The organism is Micromonospora sp. NPDC018662, from assembly GCF_044391475.1.
Taxonomy (GTDB): Bacteria; Actinomycetota; Actinomycetes; order Mycobacteriales; family Micromonosporaceae; genus Micromonospora.
The window spans coordinates 259,806-283,733 of sequence record NZ_JBISAC010000006.1 but is presented as its reverse complement, the minus strand read 5'-3'; the positions used below and the strand labels follow the sequence as shown (position 1 = coordinate 283,733).

Below are 23,928 nucleotides of genomic sequence, written 5' to 3'. Positions count from 1 at the left end.
GCGATGACCGACGTACTGATCGTGGGCTACGGCCCGGTGGGCCAGGTGGCCGCGATCCTGCTGGCGCAGCGCGGCTTCACGGTGCGGGTGCTGGAGAAGTGGACCACCCCGTACAGCATGCCGCGCGCGGTCTCCTACGACGGCGAGGCCAGCCGGATCCTCGCCGCCTGCGGCGTGGCCGACCGGCTCGGCGACGTGACCGAGCTGTCCGGCGAGTACACCTGGAAGAACGGCTTCGGCCGGACGCTGCTGCACGTGCGCGCCGCGCCGGACGGCCCGTCCGGGTGGCCCGACTCCACGTCGTTCTACCAGCCCGGTGTGGAGGAACGGCTGGCCGAGCGCGGCGCGGAGCTGCCCGGCGTGCAGGTGCAGCGGGGCGTCGAGGTGACCGGCCTGGCCGACCACGGCGACCGCGTCGAGGTGACCGCCGTGGACGGCGACGGCGACCCGCACACCTACACCGCGTCCTGGGTGCTCGGCTGCGACGGCGCGAACAGCTTCGTCCGGGGCTGGCTCGGCGCAGGCGTCACCGACCTCGACTTCACCCACGACTGGCTGGTCTGCGACGTGGTGCTGCACACGCCGCGCGAGTTCACCCCGAACAACCTCCAGATCTGCGACCCGGCGCGTCCGCGTACCGCCGTCTCCGCCGGCCCGAACCACCGGCGCTGGGAGTTCATGCGGGTGCCGGGGGAGACCCTGGAGGAGTTCCGCTCCGAGGCCAGCGCGTGGCGGCTGCTCGGCCTGTTCGACATCACCCCGGACAACGCCCGGCTGGACCGCTACGGCGTCTACACCACCCAGGCCTGCTCCGCCGACGTCTGGCGGCGTGGCCGGGTGTTCCTGGCCGGCGACGCCGCGCACGTCATGCCGCCGTTCCTCGGGCAGGGCATGAGTTCCGGCTTCCGCGACGTGGTCAACCTGGCCTGGAAGCTGGACCTGGTGCGCCGGGGCCGGGCCGGGGAAGCGCTGCTCGACACCTACCAGGTGGAACGGCGGGCCCACGTGCAGCACGCCATCCGGATGTCGATGGACTCCGGCGCGGTGATCTGCGAGACCGACCCGAAGAAGGCCGCCGGCCGGGACTCGGTGATGCTGGCCGCGCTGCGTCGGCGTACCCAGCAGCGGCACGTCCGCTCGCTGCGCGAGGCGATCGTCGACGGCGTGCTGCACCGCGCCGACGACGGCACGCCCACCCCGCGAGCCGGGGAGCCCGCGCCGCAGGGCCGGGTCACTGTCGACGGGCGCACCGGCGGCTTCGACGACGTGGTGGGCGTCGGCTTCGTGCTGCTCACCCGGGAACCGGCCACGCTTGACGACGACGCGGTCGCGTTCCTCGACGACCTCGGCGCGTACCGGCTGGTGGTGCGGCCGGCGGACGACGGCCCGGCGGCCGGCGAGCTGGCCGACCTCGACGGCGCCTACCTGGCCTGGCTGGGCGGCGCGGACGCCGCGCTGATCCGGCCGGACTTCTATCTCTTCGGCGTGGCCGCCGGCCCCGACGCCGCCGCCACCCTGGTGGCCGACCTGCGCCGGCAGGTCTCCGCCCCCGCACTGCAACCCTGACCACCCCCGCGCAGCCCTGAGGAGCTGACATGTTGGAGAACCTCCGCACCCTCGGCCGGGTCATCCGGACCCTGGCCACCAAGGACCCGGTGACCCGGGTCCGCCGGTTCTACGAGATCCAGTCGCCGGATGTCGAGTTCGCGGCCCGCACCTCCCGCTACATGAACGTCGGCTACTGGGAGGAGGGCGTCACCAGCATCGACGTGGCCGGCCAGGCGCTGGCCGACAAGCTCGCCGACGCCGCCGGGTTCAAGCCCGACGACACCGTTGTCGACGTCGGCTTCGGCTACGGCGACCAGGACTTCGCCTGGCTGCGGGACCGCCGGGTGGCGAAGGTGCACGGCATCAACGTGACGCCCCGGCACGTCGAGCACGCCCAGGAGCGGGCCCGCCGCGAGGGCCTGGCCGACCGGGCCGACTTCCAGCTCGGCACCGCCACCGCGCTGCCGTTCCCGGACGCCAGCGTGGACCGGGTGGTGGCGCTGGAGTCGGCGTTCCACTTCCACCCGCGCAGCGCGTTCTTCGCCGAGGCGTTCCGGGTGCTGCGGCCGGGCGGCACGCTGGCCACCGCCGACATCATCCCGCTGAGCAACGACACCCCGCGCATGTCGATCAGCTCGGGTCCGCTCAGCTTCGTCAAGTTCAGCCTGCCGGACGAGAACTGGCACGACCGGAAGACCTACGGCGAGCAGCTCGCCGCCGCCGGCTTCGGCGCCGTGGAGGTGCACTCCATCGCGGACCGCACCTGGGAGGGCTGGCGCCGGTTCCAGTCCGCCCGCCCGTCCGACCCGGCGTTCCGCGCCGCCGCCGACGGCAGCGCGGTCAAGGGGATGGCCAACCACTGGCGCGACACCGAGCTGATCAAGAAGGAGCTGGGCCTGCTCGACTACGTCATCGCGGTGGCACAGAAGCCGTGAACCGCCGCGGTCCCCGCCGCCCGGACCGGGCGGCGGGGACCGGCGTGGATCGTCAGCGGACCGCCGCGCCGGACAGCGCCGCCGAGAGGGTACGCAGGATCGCCGGCTGGTGGGACGCCAGGAAGAAGTGCCCGCCCGGGAAGACGTGCAGGTCGAACGCGCCGGTGGTGTGCTCCGACCACGCCTTCGCCTCGTCCACTGTGGTCTTCGGGTCGGCGTCCCCGGTGAACACCGTGACCGGGCAGCTCAGCTTCGGCCCCGGTGCGTACGTGTAGGTCTCCGCCGCCCGGTAGTCGCTGCGGATCGCCGGCAACGCGGCGCGCAGCATGTCCGGGTCGCCGAGCACCGCCGAGTTGGTGCCACTGAGCTTCTTCACGTCGGCCAGCAGGCCCTCGTCGTCGAGCAGGTGCACCGTCTCGTCCCGGTGGCACGACGGCGCCCGGCGGCCGGACGGGAACAGGTGCGCCACCGGCCCACCCTCGGCCTCGATCAGCCGCGCCACCTCGAAGCCCAGCGTCGCGCCCATGCTGTGCCCGAAGAACGCCAGCGGCCGGTCCCGCCAGGGGCGCAGCACGTCGGCCACCTGCCGGGCCAGCTCACCGATGCTCGGCACGCAGGGCTCGTGCCGACGGTCCTGCCGGCCCGGGTACTGGATGCTGAGCACCTCCACGGCCGGCGACAGCGCCCGGGACACCGGGAAGAAGAAGCTCGCGGAGCCGCCGGCGTGCGGCAGGCACACCAGCCGCGGGGCGCCCGGCGGGGCCGGGTGGAACCGGCGTACCCACAGGCCGTTGTCGTGGTCGGTCATCGTCACGCGGTCCTTCCGGCGGTGGCGCCCGCGACCCGGGCGCCAGGGCGGTCCACCGGACGCTAACCGCGCCGCCGCCGGCCCGGCCACCCCTAGCCGGCCGGGCCCACGGGTTAGGGGTTGTCGCAGCTCAGCGCGACGCCATAGCTTCCCCGCAGAGGGGACCCGTGGCTCTCGGATGACGCGTGCGCGCCGGACAACGGCAGGTCCCCGCCGACCGAGGGTCAGGTTGATGGACACCGAAGAGAAGCTCCGGGAGTATCTGAAGAGGGTCACCACCGACCTGCGGCGGACCCGGCAACGGCTCCGCGACGTGGAGGACTCCACCCGCCAGCCGATCGCCGTGGTCGGCATGGCGTGCCGTTTCCCCGGCGGGATCACCTCGCCGGACGCGCTGTGGGACCTGGTGGCGGCCGGCGGGGACGCGATCGGCCCGTTCCCCGACGACCGGGGCTGGGACCTCGCCACGCTCTACGACCCGGCCCGGGAACGCCCCGGCACGTCCTGCGTCCGGGACGGTGGCTTCCTCGCCGACGCCGGCGGCTTCGACCCGGCGTTCTTCGGCATCTCGCCGCGCGAGGCGCTCGCGATGGACCCGCAGCAGCGGCTGCTGCTGGAGGTGTCCTGGGAGGCGTTCGAGTCGGCCGGCGTGGACCCCACCGGGCTGCGGGGCGGCCGGGTCGGCGTGTTCGCCGGGCTGACCCACGCCGACTACGCGGCCGGGGCCGCCGACGTGCCGGAGGCGGTCGCCGACTACCTCGGGCTGGGCAGCGCCGGCAGCGTCAGCTCCGGCCGGGTGTCGTACGCGCTCGGGTTCGAGGGGCCGGCCGTCACGGTCGACACCGCCTGCTCCTCGTCGCTCGTCGCGCTGCACCTGGCCGTGCAGTCGCTGCGCGCCGGTGAGTCCGACCTGGCGCTCGCCGGCGGCGTGACAGTGCTGCCGACCCCGTCGATCTTCGTGGACTTCACCCGGCAGAACAACCTGTCCCGGGGCGCCCGCTGCCGGGCGTTCGCCGACGCCGCCGACGGCACCGCGCTCGGCGAGGGCATCGGCGTGCTCCTGGTCGAACGGCTCGCCGACGCCCACCGGCTCGGGCACCGCGTGCTCGCCGTGGTGCGCGGGTCGGCGGTGAACCAGGACGGTGCGTCGAACGGCCTGACCGCGCCGAACGGGCCCGCGCAGCAGCGGGTCATCCGGGCCGCGTTGGCCGACGCCCGGCTCTCCGCCGCCGAGGTGGACGTGGTGGAGGCGCACGGCACCGGCACCACGCTGGGTGATCCGATCGAGGCGCAGGCGTTGCTGGCCACGTACGGGCAGGAGCGTGAACAGCCGCTGCTGCTCGGGTCGATCAAGTCGAACATCGGCCACACCCAGACCGCCGCCGGCGTGGCCGGCGTGATCAAGATGGTGCAGGCGATGCGGCACGGCGTGGTGCCGGCCACGCTGCACGTGGACGCGCCGTCGACCAAGGTGGACTGGACGGCCGGCGCGGTCGAGCTGGCCACCGCGGCCCGCCCCTGGCCGGCTGTCGACCGACCCCGCCGCGCCGCCGTCTCCTCGTTCAGCATCTCCGGCACCAACGCCCACGTGGTCCTGGAGGCGCCCGCAGCGGTCGAGGACGAGCCGCCGGCCGTCCTCGACGCGGATGCGTTGCCGGTGCTGCCGTGGCTGGTGTCGGGGCGGTCGGCGGACGCGCTGGCGGGTCAGGCGGGGCGGCTGCTCGACCACCTGCGCGCGCACGTCGACGTGTCGCCGGCCGAGGTCGGCTTCTCCCTGGCGACGACGCGGGCCGCGTTGGCGCACCGGGCGGTGGTGGTCGGCGCGGACCGGGACGCGCTGCTGGCCGGCTTGTCCGCGCTGGCCGAGGGCGGTGCGGCTCCCGGTCTGGTGACCGGCGAGGTGTTGTCGGGTCGGCGGGCGGTGTTGTTCACCGGTCAGGGTGCGCAGCGCGCCGGGATGGGTCGGGAGTTGTACGGGGCGTTTCCGGTGTTCGCGGATGCGTTCGATCGGGTGTGCGCGTCGTTCGCGGGCCGGTTGGACCGTCCGTTGCGGGAGGTGGTGTTTGACGGTGGTGACGGCCTGTTGGATCAGACCGTCTACACGCAGGCGGGTCTGTTTGCGGTGGAGGTGGCGTTGTGGGAGTTGCTGTCGTCGTGGGGGGTGACGGCTGACTATCTGGCGGGGCATTCGATCGGTGAGGTGACGGCCGCTCATGTGGCGGGGGTGCTGTCGTTGGCGGATGCGTGTGTGCTGGTGGCGGCGCGTGGGTCGTTGATGCAGGCGTTGCCGGCCGGTGGCGGGATGCTGGCGGTGGGCGCGTCGGAGTCGCAGGTCCGGGAGTTGCTGGCATCCGGTGTCGGTGGTGGCGCTGCGGCCGGTGACATCGGTGCGGAGCGGGGAGTCGGCCTGGGGGCGGTTCCCGGTTCCGGGGTGGATGTGGCGGCGGTGAACGGGCCGTCGTCGGTGGTGCTCTCCGGGCCGCTGGCGGACCTGGACCGGATCGCGGAGAAGGGCACCGCCGAAGGGTGGCGGGTCAAGCGGCTCACCGTCAGTCACGCGTTCCACTCGCGGCTGATGGAGCCGATGCTGGCCGACTTCCGGGCCGCCATCGCCGGGTTGGGCTGGCAGGCCCCGCGGGTGCCGATCGTGTCGAACCTGACCGGGAGGCTCGCCGACCCCACCGAGATCGCGGGTCCGGACTACTGGGTGCGGCACGTCCGCGGGGCAGTGCGGTTCGCCGACGGTGTGGCCACGCTCCACGAACTGGGTGTGAGCACGTTCCTGGAAGTCGGCCCGGACGCGACGTTGACGGCGATGGCGGCGGACACGCCAGTCGACCGTCCGGTGCAGCACGTGCCGGCGTTGCGGCGGGACCAGGACGAGGTCACCGCGCTGACCACCGCCCTGGCGCGGTTGCACGTGACCGGCACCCGCATCGACTGGGCGGCCTGGTTCACCCGCGACGGGCGATCGCCGGCCACCGTCGACCTGCCCACCTACGCGTTCCAGCACCGGCGCTACTGGATCGACGCCCGCACCGCCGGCCACGACGCCGCCGGCCTGGGCGCCCGCGACGCCGGCCACCCGCTGCTCGACACCGCGCTCGCCACCGCCGCCGGTGACGTCCGCATCCACGGCGGACGGCTGTCCGCGCGTACCCAGCCGTGGCTCGCCGACCACGTCGTCCGTGGCCGGATCGTCGTCCCCGGCACCGCCCTGGTCGAGCTGGCGCTGCACGCCGGCGCCCAGGCCGGCTGCGACACCGTCGAGGAGCTGACGCTCGCCGCGCCGCTCGTCCTGCCCGACGACGGCGCCCGCACGCTCCAACTCCAGCTCGCCGCGCCCGACGAGCACGGCCGACGCCGGATCACCGTCCACTCCCGCCCCGCCGACGATCCGCACGCCGACTGGACCGGCCACGCCGACGGCATCCTCGCCCCCGGCACGGGCGAGCCCACCGAGCCGCTGACCGCCTGGCCACCGCCCGGCGGCGTCGCCGTGCCGGTCGAACCGATCTACACCCGGCTCCGCGACCTCGGCGTCGCCCACGGGCCCACGTTCCGCGGGCTGCGCGCCGCCTGGCGTACCCCCGACGGGGTGTTCGCGGAGGTGGAACTGCCCGACGGCGCCGCCACCACCGGCTACGCGCTGCACCCGGCGCTGCTCGACGCCGCGCTGCACGTCGTCGGCCTCGCCGACGACCCGGCCGCCGACGATGCCGGCGCCCGCCTGCCCTGGGCCTGGAGCGGCGTCACACTCGTCGCCGAGGGCGCCACCCACCTGCGGGTACGGCTCACCCGCAGCGGACCGGCCAGCACGCTCACGCTCGCCGACGCGGCCGGCGCGCCGGTGGCCCGCATCGACGCCCTGGTCTCCCGCCCGCTCGCCGCCGACCAGCTCGACCCCGGCGCCGCCGACCTGCCCCTCTACGACCTGCGCTGGAACCCGGTGCCGCTGCCGGCCCGGCCGGCCCCCGGGGTGGTGCCCCTGCCGGCGGCGGGCCTCGACGCCCTGACCGACGACGCCCGGCTGGTGCTCGTCCCCGCCGGACATCCCGCGCCGGACGACCCGCTCGCCGCCGTCCGCACCCGGCTCGCCGACACGCTCACGCTCATCCAGGACTGGCTCGCCGACGACCGGCACGCCGGCCGGCGGCTCGTCGTGCTCACCCGGGGCGCGGTGCCCGCCGACGGCGACGTCACCGACCTGGCCGGCGCCGCCGTCTGGGGTCTCGTCCGCGCGGCGCAACTCGAACACCCCGGCCGGTTCGTCCTCGCCGACCTGGCCGGCGACGACGACGCCGACCTGCTCGCCCGCGCGCTCGCCGCCGACGAACCCCAGTTCGCGCTCCGCGACGGCCGGCTGCTCGTGCCGCGCCTCGCCCCGGCCGAACCCGACCCGACCGGCGCCGTCGACCTCGTCCCCGACGGCACCGTGCTGATCACCGGCGCCACCGGCGCGCTCGGCGGCGTCGTCGCCCGCCACCTCGTCACCCACCACAAGATCCGGCACCTGCTGCTGGTCAGCCGGCACGGCGCCGACGCCCCCGGCGCGGCCGAGCTGCTCGCCGACCTCAGCCGGCTCGGCGCGCGGGCCAGCCTCACCGCCGCCGACGTGGCCGACCGCGACCAGCTCGCCGGGCTGCTCGCCGCCGTGCCCGCCGAACACCCGCTCGCCGGCGTGGTGCACGCCGCCGGCGCGCTCGACGACGCAGTGGTCACCGCGCTCACCCCGGACCGCACCGACGCGGTGCTGCGCCCCAAGGCCGACGCCGCCTGGCACCTGCACGACCTCACCCGCCACCTCGACCTGCCCATGTTCGTGCTGTTCTCCTCGATCGCCGGCCCGCTCGGCGCCCCCGGGCAGGGCAACTACGCGGCGGCCAACGCGTTCCTCGACGGCCTCGCCCACCACCGCCGCGCCGCCGGGCTCGCCGCCACGTCGCTGGCCTGGGGCCCCTGGGCGGAAACCAGCGGCATGACCCGCGACCTGGGCACCGCCGGCCGGGACCGCCTCGCCCGCCAGGGCATCGTCCCGCTCCCCACCGACCGGGCGCTCGCCCTGTTCGACGCCAGCCGGCGCGGCCGGCAGCCGCTGCTGCTCCCCGTCCACCTCGACCTGGCGGCGCTGCGGGCCCGCGCCGGACGCGACGAACTGCCGGCGCCGCTGCACGGCCTCGCCGGCGGGCCCGCGCGCCGCACCGCCACGACGGCCACCGGCGGCCTCGCCGACCGGCTCGCCGGGGCGTCCGCCGAGGACCGGGCCCGCCTGGTCGCCGAGCTGGTCACCGGCCAGGTCGCCGACGTGCTCGGGTACGCCTCACCGGCCGCCGTCGGACCCGACCGCTCCTTCACCGAACTCGGCTTCGACTCGCTCACCGCCGTCGACCTGCGCAACCGGCTCACCACCCGGACCGGGCTCACGCTGCCGGCCACGCTGGTCTTCGACCACCCCACCCCGGCCGCGTTGACCGGGCACCTGCTGGCCCGCCTCGGGCCGGCCGCGACCGCGCCCACCGTCCTCGACGAGCTGGACCGCCTCGAAGCCGCGTTCGCCGCCACCCCGGCCGACACACTCGCCGAACTGACCGCCGACGACGAGACCCGTACCGCCGTCGCGGCCCGGCTCCGCGCCCTGCTGGCCCGCTGGGACGGCGACGGCGGCGAGGTGGCCGCCAGCCTCGACGACGCCAGTGACGACGAACTGTTCGACTTCATCGACAGCCGCTTCGGCCGGTCCTGACCCGCGACAGGTGAATCCCCGATGGCGAACGAAGCCAAGCTCCGTGAGTACCTCAAGCGCGTCACCGCCGACCTGCACGACACCAGCGAACGGCTGAGGGCGGCCGACGCCAAGGACCACGAGCCGATCGCCATCATCGGGATGAGCTGCCGCTACCCGGGCGGCGTCCGCTCACCCGAGCAACTGTGGGAGCTGGTCGCCGCCGGTGGCGACGGCATCACCGGCTTCCCCACCGACCGGGGCTGGGACACCGAGCGGGCGTACGACCCGACCGGCGAGCGGCGGGGCAGCACCTACGCGCGCGAAGGCGGCTTCCTGCACGACGCCGGGAACTTCGACCCGGAGCTGTTCACCATCTCCCCGTACGAGGCGCTGGCCATGGACCCGCAGCAGCGGCTCATGCTGGAGGCGTCCTGGACGGCGATCGAGGACGCCCGGATCGACCCGCTGTCGTTGCGCGGCAACCGGGTCGGCGTGTTCGCCGGCATGATGTACCACAACTACGCGGCCGGGCTCGACGACGTGCCCGACACGGTCGACGGGTTCATCGGCGGCGGCACCGCCAGCAGCGTGCTCTCCGGCCGGGTCGCCTACACGCTCGGCCTCGAGGGCCCGGCGCTCACCGTCGACACCGCCTGCTCGTCGTCGCTCGTCGCGCTGCACCTGGCCGTGCAGTCGCTGCGCTCCGGCGAGTCCGCGTTGGCCCTCGCGGGCGGCGTCACGGTGATGACCACGCTGGAGACGTTCGTCGACTTCAGCCGGCAACGCGGCCTCGCCCCGGACGGGCGCTGCAAGTCGTTCGCCGAGGGCGCCGACGGCACCGGCTGGTCCGAGGGCGTCGGCGTGCTGCTGCTGGAACGCCTCTCCGACGCCCGCCGCCACGGCCACCGCGTCCTCGCCGTGGTACGCGGCTCGGCGGTGAACCAGGACGGCGCGTCGAACGGCCTGACCGCGCCGAACGGGCCCGCCCAGCAGCGGGTGATCCGGGCGGCCCTCGCGTCGGCCCGGCTGTCGCCGGTCGAGGTGGACGTGGTGGAGGCGCACGGCACCGGCACCACGCTGGGTGACCCGATCGAGGCGCAGGCGTTGCTGGCCACGTACGGGCAGGAGCGGGCCGAGCCGTTGCTGCTGGGGTCGGTGAAGTCGAACCTGGGCCACACGCAGGCCGCGGCCGGGGTCGCCGGCATCATCAAGATGGTCCTCGCCATGCGGCACGGACTCGTGCCACGGACCATCCACGTGGACGCCCCCTCGTCCCACGTCGACTGGTCGGCCGGCGCGGTGGAGCTGGCCACCTCGGCGCGTCAGTGGCCGGCGGTGGACCGGCCGCGGCGGGCGGCGGTGTCGTCGTTCGGCATCTCCGGCACCAACGCCCACGTGATCATCGAGGCCCCGGAGCCCGAGCCGTCGCCGGAGCCGCTGCCGGTCGAGCCGGCCCCGACCGCCCCGTGGGTCCTGTCGGCGCGCTCGGCGGAGGCCCTCGCCGGTCAGGCCGCGCGGTTGGCCGAGCACGTGCACGCGCACGCCGAGCTGTCCCCGGCCGAGGTGGGCTGGTCGCTGGCAACGACACGCGCCGCCCTGGAGCACCGGGCGGTGGTGCTCGGCCCGGACCGGGACTCGTTGCTGGCCGGCCTGTCGGCGCTGGCCGAGGGTGCGTCGGCGGCCGGCGTGGTGAGCGGTGAGGTGTTGTCGGGTCGTCGGGCGGTGTTGTTCACCGGTCAGGGTGCGCAGCGGGCCGGGATGGGTCGGGAGTTGTACGGGGCGTTTCCGGTGTTCGCGGACGCGTTCGATCGGGTGTGCGTGTCGTTCGAGGGTCGTCTCGATCGTCCGTTGCGGGAGGTGGTGTTTGACGGTGGTGACGGGCTGTTGGATCAGACCGTCTACACGCAGGCGGGGTTGTTCGCGGTGGAGGTGGCGTTGTGGGAGTTGCTGTCGTCGTGGGGGATCAGCGCCGACTATCTGGCGGGGCATTCGATCGGTGAGGTGACCGCCGCGTATGTGGCGGGGGTGTTGTCGTTGGCGGATGCGTGTGTGCTGGTGGCGGCGCGTGGGTCGTTGATGCAGGCGTTGCCGGCCGGTGGCGGGATGTTGGCGGTGGGCGCGTCGGAGTCGCAGGTGCGGGAGTTGGTGGCGTCCGGCGTCGGTGGTGCCGGCTCGGAGTCGGGAGTCGGCCTGGGGGCGGTTCCCGGTTCCGGTGATGGCGTGGATGTGGCGGCGGTGAACGGGCCGTCGTCGGTGGTGCTCTCCGGCGCAGTCGATGATCTGGACCGGTTGGCGGGAGAGTGCGCCGAGCAGGGTTGGCGGGTCAAGCGGCTCACCGTCAGTCACGCGTTCCACTCGCGGCTGATGGAGCCGATGCTGGCCGACTTCCGGGCCGCCATCAGTGGTCTGGACTGGCAGGCTCCGCGTCTGCCGGTCGTGTCGAACCTGACCGGGAGGCTCGCCGACCCCACCGAGATCGCGGGTCCGGAGTACTGGGTGCGGCACGTCCGCGAGGCGGTGCGGTTCGCCGACGGTGTGGCCACGCTCCACGAGTTGGGCGTGAGCACGTTCCTGGAAGTGGGTCCCGATGCCACGTTGACCGCGATGGCGGCGGACACGCCTGTCGGCCGTCCGGTGCAGCACGTGCCGGCGTTGCGGCGGGACCAGGACGAGGTCACCGCGCTGACCACCGCCCTGGCGCGGTTGCACGTGACCGGCACCCGCATCGACTGGGCGGTCTGGTTCACCCGGGACGGGCGGCGGCCGGCCATCGTCGACCTGCCCACCTACGCGTTCCAGCACCGGCGCTACTGGCTCGACGCCCGCACCCGCCACCACGGCGGCGACCCCGACGACGACACGGCGTTCTGGCAGGTGATCGAGAACCAGGACGTGGACGGCCTCGCCGCCGCGCTCGCCGTCGACCCCGACGCGCCGCTCGCCGACGTGCTGCCCGCACTCTCCGCGTGGCGACGCCGCCGGGAGAGCGAAGCCGCGCTCGACTCCTGGCACTACCGGGTCACCTGGCAGCCGCTGCCGGAGCCCACCGGCCCCGACGTCGGTGAGCTGCTTCTCGTCGTACCGGCCGAGGTGGACGAGTCGGGCCGGCAGTGGCTCGACGCGCTGACCGGGCCTGGCGTCCGGGTGCTCGCCGTACCGGCCGGTCACGGTCGTGCCGACCTCGCCCGGGACCTCACCGCCTCGCCGCCGGCCGGGACCGTGCTGTCGCTGCTCGGCCTCGCCGCCGGCACCCATCCGGACAGCGCCTCGGTGCCCGCCGGGCTCGCCGGCACCGTGACGCTCGCACAGGCGCTCGGCGACGCCGGCAGCACCGCCCGGCTCTGGATCGCCACCCGCCACGCCGTCGCCGTCGACCCCACCGACCCGACCGTCGACCCCGATCCGGCGCTGCTCTGGGGACTCGGCGGCGCGCTCCGCGCCGAACACCCGTACCGCTGGGGCGGCCTCGTCGACCTGCCGCGGACGCCCGACCCGCGCGCCGTACCCCGGTTGCGCCGGCTGCTCGGCGGTGAGCCGGCCGAGGACCAGGTGGCGGTGCGGGCGGCCGGCGCGTACGCCCGGCGGCTGGTCCGGGATGCCCGACCCGTCGCCGCCGCGCGGAGTTGGACCCCGCACGGCACCGCGCTCGTCACCGGCGGCACTGGCGCGCTCGGCGCGCACGTCGCCCGGTCCCTCGCCACGGCCGGCGCCGAGCACCTGCTGCTGATCAGCCGGCGCGGCCCTGACGCGCCCGGCGCCGCCGACCTCGCCGACGAGCTGACCGCGCTCGGCGCCCGCGTCACGGTGGCGGCCTGCGACGCCGCCGACCGGGACGCGCTGCGCGACCTGCTCGCCACCATCCCCGCCGACGCGCCGCTGCGCACCGTCGTGCACACCGCCGCCGCGCTCGACGACACGGTCACCGACGCGCTCACCGTCGACCGGATGGCCACCGCGCTGCGCGCCAAGGTCGACGCGGCCCGCCACCTCGACGAGTTGACCCGCGACCACGACGTCACCGCGTTCGTGCTCTTCTCCTCCCTCGCCGGCACCATGGCCGGCCCCGGCCAGGGCAACTACGCGCCCGGAAACGCCTGGCTCGACGCGCTCGCCCACCGCCGCCGCGCCGAGGGACGGCCCGCCACCGCCGTGGGCTGGGGGCTCTGGGCCGACGGCGGCGTCAGTGCCGGCGAGTTCGAGCGCCGGATGGCCCGCGGTGGCGTCCGCGCCATGGACCCCGCCCGCGCGATCCGCGCGTTCCACCGGGCGCTCGACCGGGACGAGACCCACCTCGTCGTCGCCGACGTCGACTGGGACCGGATCGCCGCCGCTCCCGGCCACCGACCCGACCCGCTGCTCCGCGACCTGCTCACCGCCACCCCGGTCGCCGTCGACGGTGACCGGTCCGCCGCGCTGCGGCGTCGGCTCGCCGACCTCACCCCGGCCGACCAGCAGGACATCCTCGGGGAGCTGGTCCGGGCCGAGATCGCCGCCGTCCTCGGCCACGGCGGCGCCGACCAGGTGCCGCACCGGCGCGCGTTCCGGGACCTCGGCTTCACCTCCCTCACCGCCGTCGAGCTGCGCAACCGGCTCGACGCCGCCACCGGTCTCACGCTGCCCGCCACGGTGGCGTTCGACCATCCCAACCCCGAGGCCCTGGCCGCCCACCTGCGTGCCGCGCTGGCCGGCGGCCCGGCCGAGACCACCACCCCGGCGGTACGCCCCGTCGACGACGACCCGATCGTCATCGTCGGCATGGGCTGCCGCTTCCCCGCCGGGGCCGGCTCCCCGGACGAGTTCTGGCGGATGCTCGCCGACGGCGTCGACGCGATGACCGACCTGCCGCGCGACCGGCACTGGGACCTGGCCGCGCTGCCGCCGGACGTCACCCGGGGCGCGTTCCTGGCCGACGCCGGCGCGTTCGACGCGCAGTTCTTCGGCATCTCGCCCCGCGAGGCGACCGCCATGGACCCGCAGCAGCGGCTGCTGCTGGAGACGTCCTGGGCGGCGATCGAGGACGCCCGGATCGACCCGTCCTCGTTGCGCGGCAGCCGGGTCGGGGTCTTCGCCGGCACCAACGGGCAGGACTTCGACCACCTCATCCGGTACGGCGGCGACCACCTCGCCGGCTACGGCGCGACCGGTGCCTCCGCCAGCGTGCTCTCCGGCCGCGTGTCGTACGCGCTCGGCCTCGAAGGGCCGGCGCTGACCGTGGACACCGCCTGCTCGTCGTCGCTGGTGGCGCTGCACCTCGCGGCCCAGTCGCTGCGGGCCGGCGAATGCGACCTGGCGCTCGCCGGTGGCGTGACGGTGATGGCCACCCCCGGCGCGTTCGTCGAGTTCTCCCGCCAGGGCGGGCTCGCCGCCGACGGGCGGTGCCGGTCCTTCGCCGAGGGCGCCGACGGCACCGGCTGGGGTGAGGGCGTCGGCGTGCTGCTGGTGCAACGACTCTCCGACGCCCGACGCGACGGTCGACGGATCCTCGCCGTGGTGCGCGGTTCGGCGGTGAACCAGGACGGGGCGTCGAACGGGTTGACCGCGCCGAACGGGCCCGCCCAGCAACGCGTCATCCGGGCCGCGCTGGCCGACGCCCGGCTCTCCGCCGCCGAGGTGGACGTGGTGGAGGCGCACGGCACCGGCACCACGCTGGGTGATCCGATCGAGGCGCAGGCGTTGCTGGCCACGTACGGGCAGGAGCGGGCCGAGCCGTTGCTGCTGGGGTCGGTGAAGTCGAACCTGGGCCACACCCAGGCCGCCGCCGGCGTCGCCGGGATCATCAAGGCGGTCCTGGCCATGCGGCACGGCGTGGTGCCGGCGACGCTGCACGTCGACCAGCCGTCGTCGAAGGTGGACTGGTCGGCCGGCGCGGTGGACCTGGCCACGTCGGCGCGTCAGTGGCCGGCGGTGGACCGGCCGCGTCGGGCGGCGGTGTCGTCGTTCGGCATCTCCGGCACCAACGCCCACGTCATCCTGGAAGCGCCCACCCCGGTCGAGGACGCCTCCACGCCGGACGCGGTCGCCCCGCTGCCGGTCACGCCGTGGCTGCTGTCGGCCCGCTCGACCCCGGCGCTCGCCGGGCAGGCGGCCCGGCTGCTCGACCACCTGCGCCAGCACCCCGACGTCGCGCCGGCCGAGGCCGGCTGGTCGCTGGTCGCCACGCGGGCGACGCTGGAACACCGCGCCGCGGTCGTCGGCGCGGATCGCGACGCGCTGCTGGCGGGCCTGTCGGCGCTGGCCGAGGGTGCGTCGGCGGCCGGCGTGGTGAGCGGTGAGGTGTTGTCGGGTCGTCGGGCGGTGTTGTTCACCGGTCAGGGTGCGCAGCGGGTTGGGATGGGTCGGGAGTTGTACGGGGCGTTTCCGGTGTTCGCGGAGGCGTTCGATCGGGTGTGCGCGTCGTTCGAGGGTCGTCTCGATCGTCCGTTGCGGGAGGTGGTGTTCGGCGGTGGCGGGCTGTTGGATCAGACCGTCTATACGCAGGCGGGGTTGTTCGCGGTGGAGGTGGCGTTGTGGGAGTTGCTGTCGTCGTGGGGGGTGACGGCTGACTATCTGGCGGGGCATTCGATCGGTGAGGTGACGGCCGCGTATGTGGCGGGTGTCCTGTCGTTGGCGGATGCGTGTGTGCTGGTGGCGGCGCGTGGGTCGTTGATGCAGGCGTTGCCGGCCGGTGGCGGGATGCTGGCGGTGGGCGCGTCGGAGTCGCAGGTGCGGAAGCTGTTGGCGTCCGGCGTCGGTGGTGGCGGCTCGGAGCAGGGAGCCGGCCTGGGGGCGGCTTCTGGTTCGGGTGTGGATGTGGCGGCGGTGAACGGTCCGTCGTCGGTGGTGCTCTCCGGCGCGGTCGATGATCTGGACCGGTTGGCGGGGGAGTGCGCGGCCCAGGGTTGGCGGGTCAAGCGGCTCACGGTCAGTCACGCGTTCCATTCGCGGTGGATGGAGCCGATGCTGGCCGACTTCCGGGCCGCCATCAGTGGTCTGGACTGGCAGGCTCCGCGTCTGCCGATCGTGTCGAACCTGACGGGCCGGCTCGCGGACCCGGTGGAGATCGCAGGTCCGGACTACTGGGTGCGGCACGTGCGCGAGGCGGTACGGTTCGCCGACGGTGTGGCCACGCTCCACGAACTGGGTGTGAGCACGTTCCTGGAAGTCGGTCCGGACGCGACGTTGACGGCGATGGCCGCCGACACGCCTGTTGATCGTCCGGTGCAGCACGTGCCGGCGTTGCGGCGGGATCAGGACGAGGTCACCGCGTTGACCACCGCTCTGGCCCGCCTGCATGTGGCTGGCACGCGGGTCGACTGGGCGGTTTGGTTCACCCGGGACGGGCGGCGGCCGGCCACCGTCGACCTGCCCACCTACGCGTTCCAACGCACCCGGTACTGGCCCGAGACCGCGCCCACGGCACGGACCAGCGGGAGCGACCTCGACGACCGGTTCTGGGCAGCTGTCGAACGGGAGGACCTCACCGGCCTCGGCGACGAGCTGCGGCTCACCGCCGACCAGCCACTGCGGGACCTGCTCCCGGCGTTGGCCCGCTGGCGGCGGGCCGGCCAGGACCGTGCCACCGTCGACTCGTGGCGCTACCGGGTGGAGTGGCGGCCCCTGGCCTCCGTACCCCCGCCGGGCCTGACCGGGACGTGGCTGGTGCTGACCGCGGCCGACCGGGCCGACCACCCGCTGGTCGCCGGTCTGGCCGGGCACGGCGCCCACGTCGTGCCGGTGGCGCTCGACGCGCCCACCGACCGGCTGGCGAGCGCCGACCGGCTGCGCGCCGCCGCGACCGGTCACGACGTCGCGGGGGTGCTGGCACTGCTCGACGCGCGGCCCGAGGCGGCGCTGGCCGCCGTGCAGGCGTTCGCGGACAGCGGCGTCTCCGGCCGGTTGTGGTGGCTGACGAGGGGTGCGGTGGCGGTGAGCGCCACGGACGCGCCGGTTGATCCGGCCGCGGCGGGGACCTGGGGGCTCGGCCGTGTGGCGGGGTTGGAGGAGCCAGCTCGTTGGGGTGGCCTGGTGGATCTGCCGGTCGAGCTGGACGCCCACGCGGTGCGTCGGGTGTGTGGGGTGTTGGCCGGTGGTGGTGAGGATCAGGTGGCGGTGCGGTCGTCGGGGGTGTTCGTCCGGCGGTTGGTGCGGGCCGGGAACGACGCCGTGCGGCGGGAGTTCCGGTTCTCCGGCACGGTGCTGGTGACCGGTGGTACGGGTGCGTTGGGTGCGCGGGTCGCCGAGTGGGCGGCCGGTGCGGGTGCCGAGCACGTGGTGTTGACCAGCCGGCGGGGGCCGGACGCGCCGGGCGTGGCCGAGCTGGTCGAGCGCCTGGGTGCCGGTGGGGTGCGGGTGACGGTGGCGGCGTGTGACGTGGCCGACCGGGCCGCGCTGGCCGGACTGCTCGACGGCCTGACCGCCGACGGTCAGCCGGTCCGCGCGGTGGTACACGCCGCCGGCGCGCCGCAGTTCACCCCGCTGGCCGACGTCACCGGCGACGAGCTGGCCGACGTGCTGCGTGCCAAGGTCGACGGCGCGACCCACCTGGACGCGTTGCTGCCCGACGTGGACGCGTTCGTGGTGTTCTCCTCCATCGCCGGGGTGTGGGGCTCCGCCGGGCAGGCCGGCTACGCCGCCGCGAACGCCGCCGCCGACGCGCTCGTCGCCCGCCGCCGCGCCCGCGGCGCCGCCGGCACCGCCGTGGCCTGGGGACCGTGGTCCGGTGGCGGCATGGCGGAGGGCGGCGAGGCACAGGAACACCTGGCCCGACGCGGGCTGCCCGCCATGGACCCGGACCTGGCGATCGCCGCGCTGCACCGCGCGCTCGACCGGGACGACAGCACCGTGGTCGTCGCCGACGTCGACTGGGAGCGGTTCGCCGCCGCGTTCACCGCGCTGCGCTCCAGCCCGCTGCTCGACGAACTCCCCGAGGCCCGGCCCGCGCAGGCCGCGCCCGCCGAGGGCCCCTCCCCGCTCGCCCACCGGCTCGGCGCGCTCACCCTCGCCGAGCGCGCCGGCCGCCTGCTCGACCTGGTCCGTGCCCAGGCTGCGGCGGTGCTCGGCCACCCGGCCGCCGACGCCGTGGCAGCGGACCGGGCGTTCCAGCAGCAGGGCTTCGACTCGCTCACCGCCGTCGAGCTGCGGAACCGGCTCACCGCCGAGACCGGCCTGACGCTGCCCAGCACGCTGGTCTTCGACCAGCCGACCCCGACGGCCCTGGCCGCGTACCTGGCCGCCACGCTGACCGGCGAGCCGGTGGACACCGGGGCGCCCGGCACCGCCATCGCGGTCGACGGGGACCCGATCGTCGTCGTCGGCATGGCCTGCCGCCTCCCCGGCGGCGTGACCGGCCCGGACGAGCTGTGGGAGCTGCTCGCGGCCGGACGTGACGGCATCGCCGACTTCCCGCTCGACCGGGGCTGGGACCGGTTTCTCGCCGGCCGCCTCTCCGACACCTCGTTCCCCCGGCAGGGCGGGTTCGTCTACGACGCGGCCGCGTTCGACGCCGACTTCTTCGGCATCTCCCCCCGCGAGGCGCTCGCGATGGACCCCCAGCAGCGGCTGCTGCTGGAGACCTCGTGGGAAGCGGTCGAATCGGCCGGCATCGACCCGGCCCGGCTGCGCGGCGAACGCGTCGGCGTCTTCGCCGGCGCCAGCTTCCAGGGGTACGCCTCGACCGCGATGGGCCGCGACCAGGACGTCGGCGGGCACCTGCTCACCGGCACCGCCACCAGCGTGCTGTCCGGCCGGGTGGCGTACGCGCTCGGCCTCGAAGGGCCGGCGGTGACAGTGGACTCGGCCTGCTCGTCGTCGCTGGTGGCACTGCACCTGGCCGCACAGTCGCTGCGCAGCGGGGAGTGCACGCTGGCGCTGGCCGGCGGCGTGACCGTGATGGCCTCACCGGCCACCTTCGTCGAGTTCTCCCGACAGGGCGGGCTCGCCGCCGACGGGCGGTGCCGGTCGTTCGCCGAGGGCGCCGACGGCACCGGCTGGGGTGAGGGCGTCGGCGTGCTGCTGGTGCAACGGCTCTCCGACGCCCGACGCGACGGCCGGCGGGTCCTCGCCGTGCTGCGCGGCTCGGCGGTCAACTCCGACGGCGCCTCGAACGGGCTCACCGCGCCGAACGGGCCCGCCCAGCAACGCGTCATCCGGGCCGCGCTCGCGTCGGCGGGCCTCACCACCACCGACGTGGACGTGGTGGAGGCGCACGGCACCGGCACCACGCTCGGTGATCCGATCGAGGCGCAGGCGTTGCTGGCCACGTATGGGCAGCAGCGTGAGCAGCCGCTGCTGCTCGGCTCGATCAAGTCGAACATCGGCCACATCCAGGCGGCGGCCGGCGCGGCCGGCGTCATCAAGGCGGTGCTGGCGCTCCGGCACGGCGTGGTGCCGGCGACGCTGCACGTCGACCAGCCGTCGACCAAGGTGGACTGGTCGGCCGGCGCGGTGGACCTGGTGACCGAGGCGCGTCAGTGGCCGGCGGTGGACCGGCCGCGGCGGGCGGCGGTGTCGTCGTTCGGCATCTCCGGCACCAACGCGCACGTCATCCTCGAAGAGCCGCCGTCGGTCGAGGCCGAGCAGGATCGTGCCGCCGTGGCGTTGCCGGTGCTGCCGTGGCTGGTGTCGGGGCGGTCGGCGGACGCGCTGGCGGGTCAGGCGGCGCGGCTGCTCGACCACCTGCGCGCGCACGTCGACCTGTCGCCGGCCGAGGTCGGCTTCTCCCTGGCGACGACGCGGGCCGCCCTGGAGCACCGGGCGGTGGTGCTCGGCCCGGACCGGGACTCGTTGCTGGCGGGCCTGGCCGCGCTGGCCGAGGGTGGTGCGGCTCCCGGTGTGGTGGCCGGTGAGGTGTTGTCGGGTCGTCGGGCGGTGTTGTTCACCGGTCAGGGTGCGCAGCGCGCCGGGATGGGTCGGGAGTTGTACGCGGTGTTCCCGGTGTTCGCGGAGGCGTTCGATCGGGTGTGCGCGTCGTTCGAGGGTCGTCTCGATCGTCCGTTGCGGGAGGTGGTGTTCGGCGGTGGCGGGCTGTTGGATCAGACCGTCTATACGCAGGCGGGGTTGTTCGCGGTGGAGGTGGCGTTGTGGGAGTTGCTGTCGTCGTGGGGGGTGACGGCTGACTATCTGGCGGGGCATTCGATCGGTGAGGTGACCGCCGCGTATGTGGCGGGTGTCCTGTCGTTGGCGGATGCGTGTGTGCTGGTGGCGGCGCGTGGGTCGTTGATGCAGGCGTTGCCGGCCGGTGGCGGGATGCTGGCGGTGGGCGCGTCGGAGTCCCAGGTGCGGAAGCTGTTGGCCCGCGCGGGTGGCGCCACGACGGCCGGCGGTGCCGGCTCGGAGTCGGGAGCCGGCCTGGGGGCGGTTCCCGGTTCCGGGGTGGATGTGGCGGCCGTGAACGGCCCTTCGTCGGTGGTGCTCTCCGGCGCAGTGGAGGACCTGGACCGGCTCGCGGGGGAGTGCGCGGCCAAGGGTTGGCGGGTCAAGCGGCTCACGGTCAGTCACGCGTTCCATTCGCGGTTGATGGAGCCGATGCTGGCCGACTTCCGGGCCGCCATCGCCGGGCTGGACTGGCAGCAGCCGCGTCTGCCGATCGTGTCGAACCTGACCGGCCGGCTCGCCGACCCCACCGAGATCGCGGGTCCGGACTACTGGGTGCGGCACGTCCGCGAGGCGGTGCGGTTCGCCGACGGTGTGGCCACGCTCCACGAGCTGGGCGTGAGCACGTTCCTGGAAGTCGGTCCGGACGCCACGTTGACCGCGATGGCGGCGGACACGCCTGTCGACCGTCCGGTGCAGCACGTGCCGGCGTTGCGGCGGGACCAGGACGAGGTCACCGCGCTGACCACCGCCCTGGCTCGCCTGCACGTGACCGGCACGCCGGTGGACTGGACGGCCTGGTTCACCCGCGACGGGCGGCGGCCGGCCATCGTCGACCTGCCCACCTACGCGTTCCAACGCACCCGGTACTGGCTGTCCGAGGAGGACACCCCACACCCGGTGCCGGCCGGGGGCGGCGAGGCGGACGACCGGTTCTGGGCGGCCGTCGAACAGGCCGACCTCACCGGCCTCGACCCGGAGTTCCGCACCGAGCGGCCGGTCGCCGACCTGCTGCCGGCGCTCGCCCGGTGGCGGAACGCGGGCCGGCAGCGCGCCACCGCCGACTCGTGGCGCTACCGCGTCGACTGGTCGGGCATACCCGAGCCGACCGCGACCCTGGCCGGGACGTGGCTGCTGCTGGTGCCGTACACCGGCATCGACGACACGCTGGTCGCGGCCCTGACCGACGGGATGACCTCGGCCGGCGCGAGCGTGCGTCCGGTACGGCTGGACGGGCCGGACGACGACCGGGAACTGCTCGCCAAGGCGCTGCGCGACGCCGACCCGGCCGCCGGGGTGGTGTCGCTGCTCGCGCTCGCCGGCGCCGGTGCCGGCGCGGCGCTGGCCGCCGTGCAGGCGTTCGCCGACAGCGGCGTCTCCGGCCGGTTGTGGTGGCTGACCCGGGGTGCGGTGGCGGTGAGCGCCACCGACGGTCCCGTGGATCCGGTGGCGGCCGGGACCTGGGGGCTCGGCCGCGTCGCGGGGTTGGAGGAGCCAGCTCGTTGGGGTGGCCTGGTGGATCTGCCGGTCGAGCTGGACGCCCACGCGGTGCGCCGGGTGTGCGGCGTGCTGGCCGGTGGCGGTGAGGACCAGGTGGCGGTGCGGTCGTCGGGGGTGTTCGCCCGGCGGTTGGTGCGGGCCGGGAACGACGCCGTGCGGCGGGAGTTCCGGTTCTCCGGCACGGTGCTGGTGACCGGTGGTACGGGTGCGTTGGGTGCGCGGGTCGCGCAGTGGGCGGCCGATACCGGTGCCGAGCACGTGGTGTTGACCAGCCGGCGTGGGCCGGACGCGCCGGGCGTGGCCGAGCTGGTCGAGCGCCTGGGTGCCGGTGGGGTGCGGGTGACGGTGGCGGCGTGTGATGTGGCCGATCGGGCCGCGCTGGCCGGACTGCTCGACGGGCTGGCCGCCGAACCGGTCCGCGCCGTGGTGCACGCCGCCGGCGCCGCCCAGGCCACCCCGCTCGCCGCGATGACCGGCGACGAACTGGCCGACGTGCTGCGGGCCAAGGTCGACGGCGCGACCCACCTGGACGCGTTGCTGCCCGACGTGGACGCGTTCGTGGTGTTCTCCTCCATCGCCGGGGTGTGGGGCTCCGCCGGGCAGGCCGGCTACGCCGCCGCCAACGCGTACCTCGACGGTCTCGTCGCCCGGCGGCGCGCCCGCGGCGCGGCCGGCACCGCCGTGGCGTGGGGACCGTGGGCCGGCGCCGGCATGGCTCAGGGCGACCAGCGGGATCAGCTCGCCCGGCGTGGCCTGCCCGCGCTCGACCCGGACCTCGCGGTGACCGCCCTCCAGGGCGCGCTCGACCGGGACGACACCGCGGTGGTCGTCGCCGACGTCGACTGGGAGCGGTTCGCCGCGTCGTTCACCGCCCGTCGGCCCAGCCCGCTGCTCGGCGGCATCCCCGAGGCCGCCGCCGACCGCGCCGCCACCCCGGCCGCCGACGCGGACGCACCGGCGGCGCTGCGCGACCGCCTCGCCGCCGCCGGCCCGACGGAACGGGACCGGATCCTGCTCGACCTGGTACGCGCCGAAGCCGCCACCGTGCTCGGACACCGCACCCCGGCCACGGTCCGGGCCGGACGCGGCTTCCTGGACCTCGGCTTCGACTCGCTCACCGCGGTCGAGCTGCGCAACCGACTCACCGCCGCAACCGGCCTGACGCTGCCCACCACGCTGGTCTTCGACCACCCCACCCCGGCCGCGCTCGCCGAGCACCTGGGCCGGGAGCTGCGCCCCGCCGCCGACGACGTCACCGCCGAGATCGACCGCCTGGCGCGGCTGCTCGACGCGGTGCCGGGCGAGCGGCGCGACGCGCAGGTCACCCACCGGCTGGAGGAACTGCTGGCCCGGTGGCGCGGCGACGCCGCGCCGCCGGCCGCCGCCCCGGTCGCCGACGACCTGGCCGACGCCGGCGAGGACGACATCTTCGCCATCATCCAGCGAGAGTTCGGCAAGTCGTGACCAGCGCCGGAGCTAGGGGTACGCCCGCGGCTAGGGGTGGCCGGCTGCTCGCCATCAGTGACCTGCACGTCGGGTACGCCGAGAACCGTGAGCTGGTCGAACGGCTGCGCCCCGACGGCGACGACGACTGGCTGATCGTCGCCGGGGACGTCGGCGAGTACCTGCACGACGTCGAATGGGCGCTCGGCCTGCTCGCCCGGCGCTTCGCCCGGGTGGTGTGGGCGCCCGGCAACCACGAGCTGTGGACGCCCCGCGACGACCCGGTGCAGTTGCGCGGCGAGGCCCGCTACCGGCACCTGGTGGCGCTGTGCCGGCGGCTCGGCGTGCTCACCCCCGAGGATCCGTACCCGGTGTGGGACGCCGACGGCGACCCGGTGCTGGTGGTGCCGCTGTTCGTCGGGTACGACCACTCGTGGCGGCCGGCGGGCACCTACAACCGCGCCCAGGCGCTGGCGCTGGCGTACGAGACCGGGGTGGTGTGCACCGACGAGATCCTGCTGCACCCGGACCCGTACCCGAGCCGGGACGCGTGGTGCCGGGCCCGGGTCATCCGCACCGAACGGCGGCTGGACGCCGAACGCGCCGGGCTGCCCACCGTGCTGGTCAACCACTACCCGCTGGTCCGCGAGCCGACCCGGATCCTGCGCCACCCGGAGTTCGCCCAGTGGTGCGGCACCGACCTCACCGCCGACTGGCACCTGCACTACGACGCCCGCGTCGCCGTCTACGGGCACCTGCACATCCCGCGCAGCACCCGCTACGACGGCGTCCGGTTCGAGGAGGTGTCCGTCGGCTACCCCCGCGAGTGGCGTCGCCGCGCCACCCCGCCGGGCCGGCCCCGCGCCATCCTCCCGGCGCTCGCCGGGCAGCTCCGCTGA

At 75.2% G+C, this 23,928-nt stretch carries 6 protein-coding genes; 5 read left to right on the top strand and 1 reads right to left on the bottom strand.

Annotation, left to right across the window (positions count from 1 at the left end):
* Positions 1 to 3: 3 nt before the first annotated feature.
* Both ACH495_RS19450 and ACH495_RS19445 read left to right on the top strand, forming a co-directional pair.
* Complete coding sequence (locus ACH495_RS19450; RefSeq protein ID WP_396859132.1) at positions 4 to 1,566, top strand: bifunctional 3-(3-hydroxy-phenyl)propionate/3-hydroxycinnamic acid hydroxylase; 1,563 nt, start codon at positions 4 to 6, stop codon at positions 1,564 to 1,566.
* A gap of 29 nt (positions 1,567 to 1,595) precedes the next feature.
* Positions 1,596 to 2,483 carry a class I SAM-dependent methyltransferase gene (locus ACH495_RS19445; RefSeq protein ID WP_396859131.1) on the top strand — a complete coding sequence of 296 codons (888 nt, stop codon included), beginning with the start codon at positions 1,596 to 1,598 and terminating at the stop codon, positions 2,481 to 2,483.
* A gap of 52 nt (positions 2,484 to 2,535) precedes the next feature.
* Here the strand turns inward: ACH495_RS19445 and ACH495_RS19440 are convergent, their stop codons facing one another.
* Positions 2,536 to 3,291: a thioesterase II family protein gene (locus tag ACH495_RS19440; protein WP_396859130.1), complete on the bottom strand. Its 756-nt coding sequence runs from the start codon at positions 3,289 to 3,291 to the stop codon at positions 2,536 to 2,538.
* Between the two features lie 229 nt (positions 3,292 to 3,520).
* Between ACH495_RS19440 and ACH495_RS19435 the strand changes: the two genes are divergently transcribed.
* From ACH495_RS19435 to ACH495_RS19425, 3 genes are read left to right on the top strand one after another with little or no spacing between them, the layout of a single operon-like run.
* Positions 3,521 to 9,034 carry an SDR family NAD(P)-dependent oxidoreductase gene (locus ACH495_RS19435; RefSeq protein ID WP_396859129.1) on the top strand — a complete coding sequence of 1,838 codons (5,514 nt, stop codon included), beginning with the start codon at positions 3,521 to 3,523 and terminating at the stop codon, positions 9,032 to 9,034.
* A gap of 21 nt (positions 9,035 to 9,055) precedes the next feature.
* Positions 9,056 to 23,050, top strand: coding sequence for a type I polyketide synthase (locus ACH495_RS19430; protein WP_396859128.1), 13,995 nt, complete (start codon positions 9,056 to 9,058; stop codon positions 23,048 to 23,050).
* Positions 23,047 to 23,928: a metallophosphoesterase family protein gene (locus ACH495_RS19425; RefSeq protein WP_396859127.1), complete on the top strand. Its 882-nt coding sequence runs from the start codon at positions 23,047 to 23,049 to the stop codon at positions 23,926 to 23,928. The genes ACH495_RS19430 and ACH495_RS19425 overlap by 4 nt, the downstream gene beginning before the upstream one ends.

What these genes read in the sequence shown, in the direction of transcription:
- ACH495_RS19430 (WP_396859128.1), top strand. Translation starts at nt 9,056, where the DNA reads ATGGCGAACGAAGCCAAGCTCCGTGAGTACCTCAAGCGCGTCACCGCC.
- ACH495_RS19440 (WP_396859130.1), bottom strand. Translation starts at nt 3,291, where the DNA reads ATGACCGACCACGACAACGGCCTGTGGGTACGCCGGTTCCACCCGGCC.
- ACH495_RS19450 (WP_396859132.1), top strand. Translation starts at nt 4, where the DNA reads ATGACCGACGTACTGATCGTGGGCTACGGCCCGGTGGGCCAGGTGGCC.
- ACH495_RS19445 (WP_396859131.1), top strand. Translation starts at nt 1,596, where the DNA reads ATGTTGGAGAACCTCCGCACCCTCGGCCGGGTCATCCGGACCCTGGCC.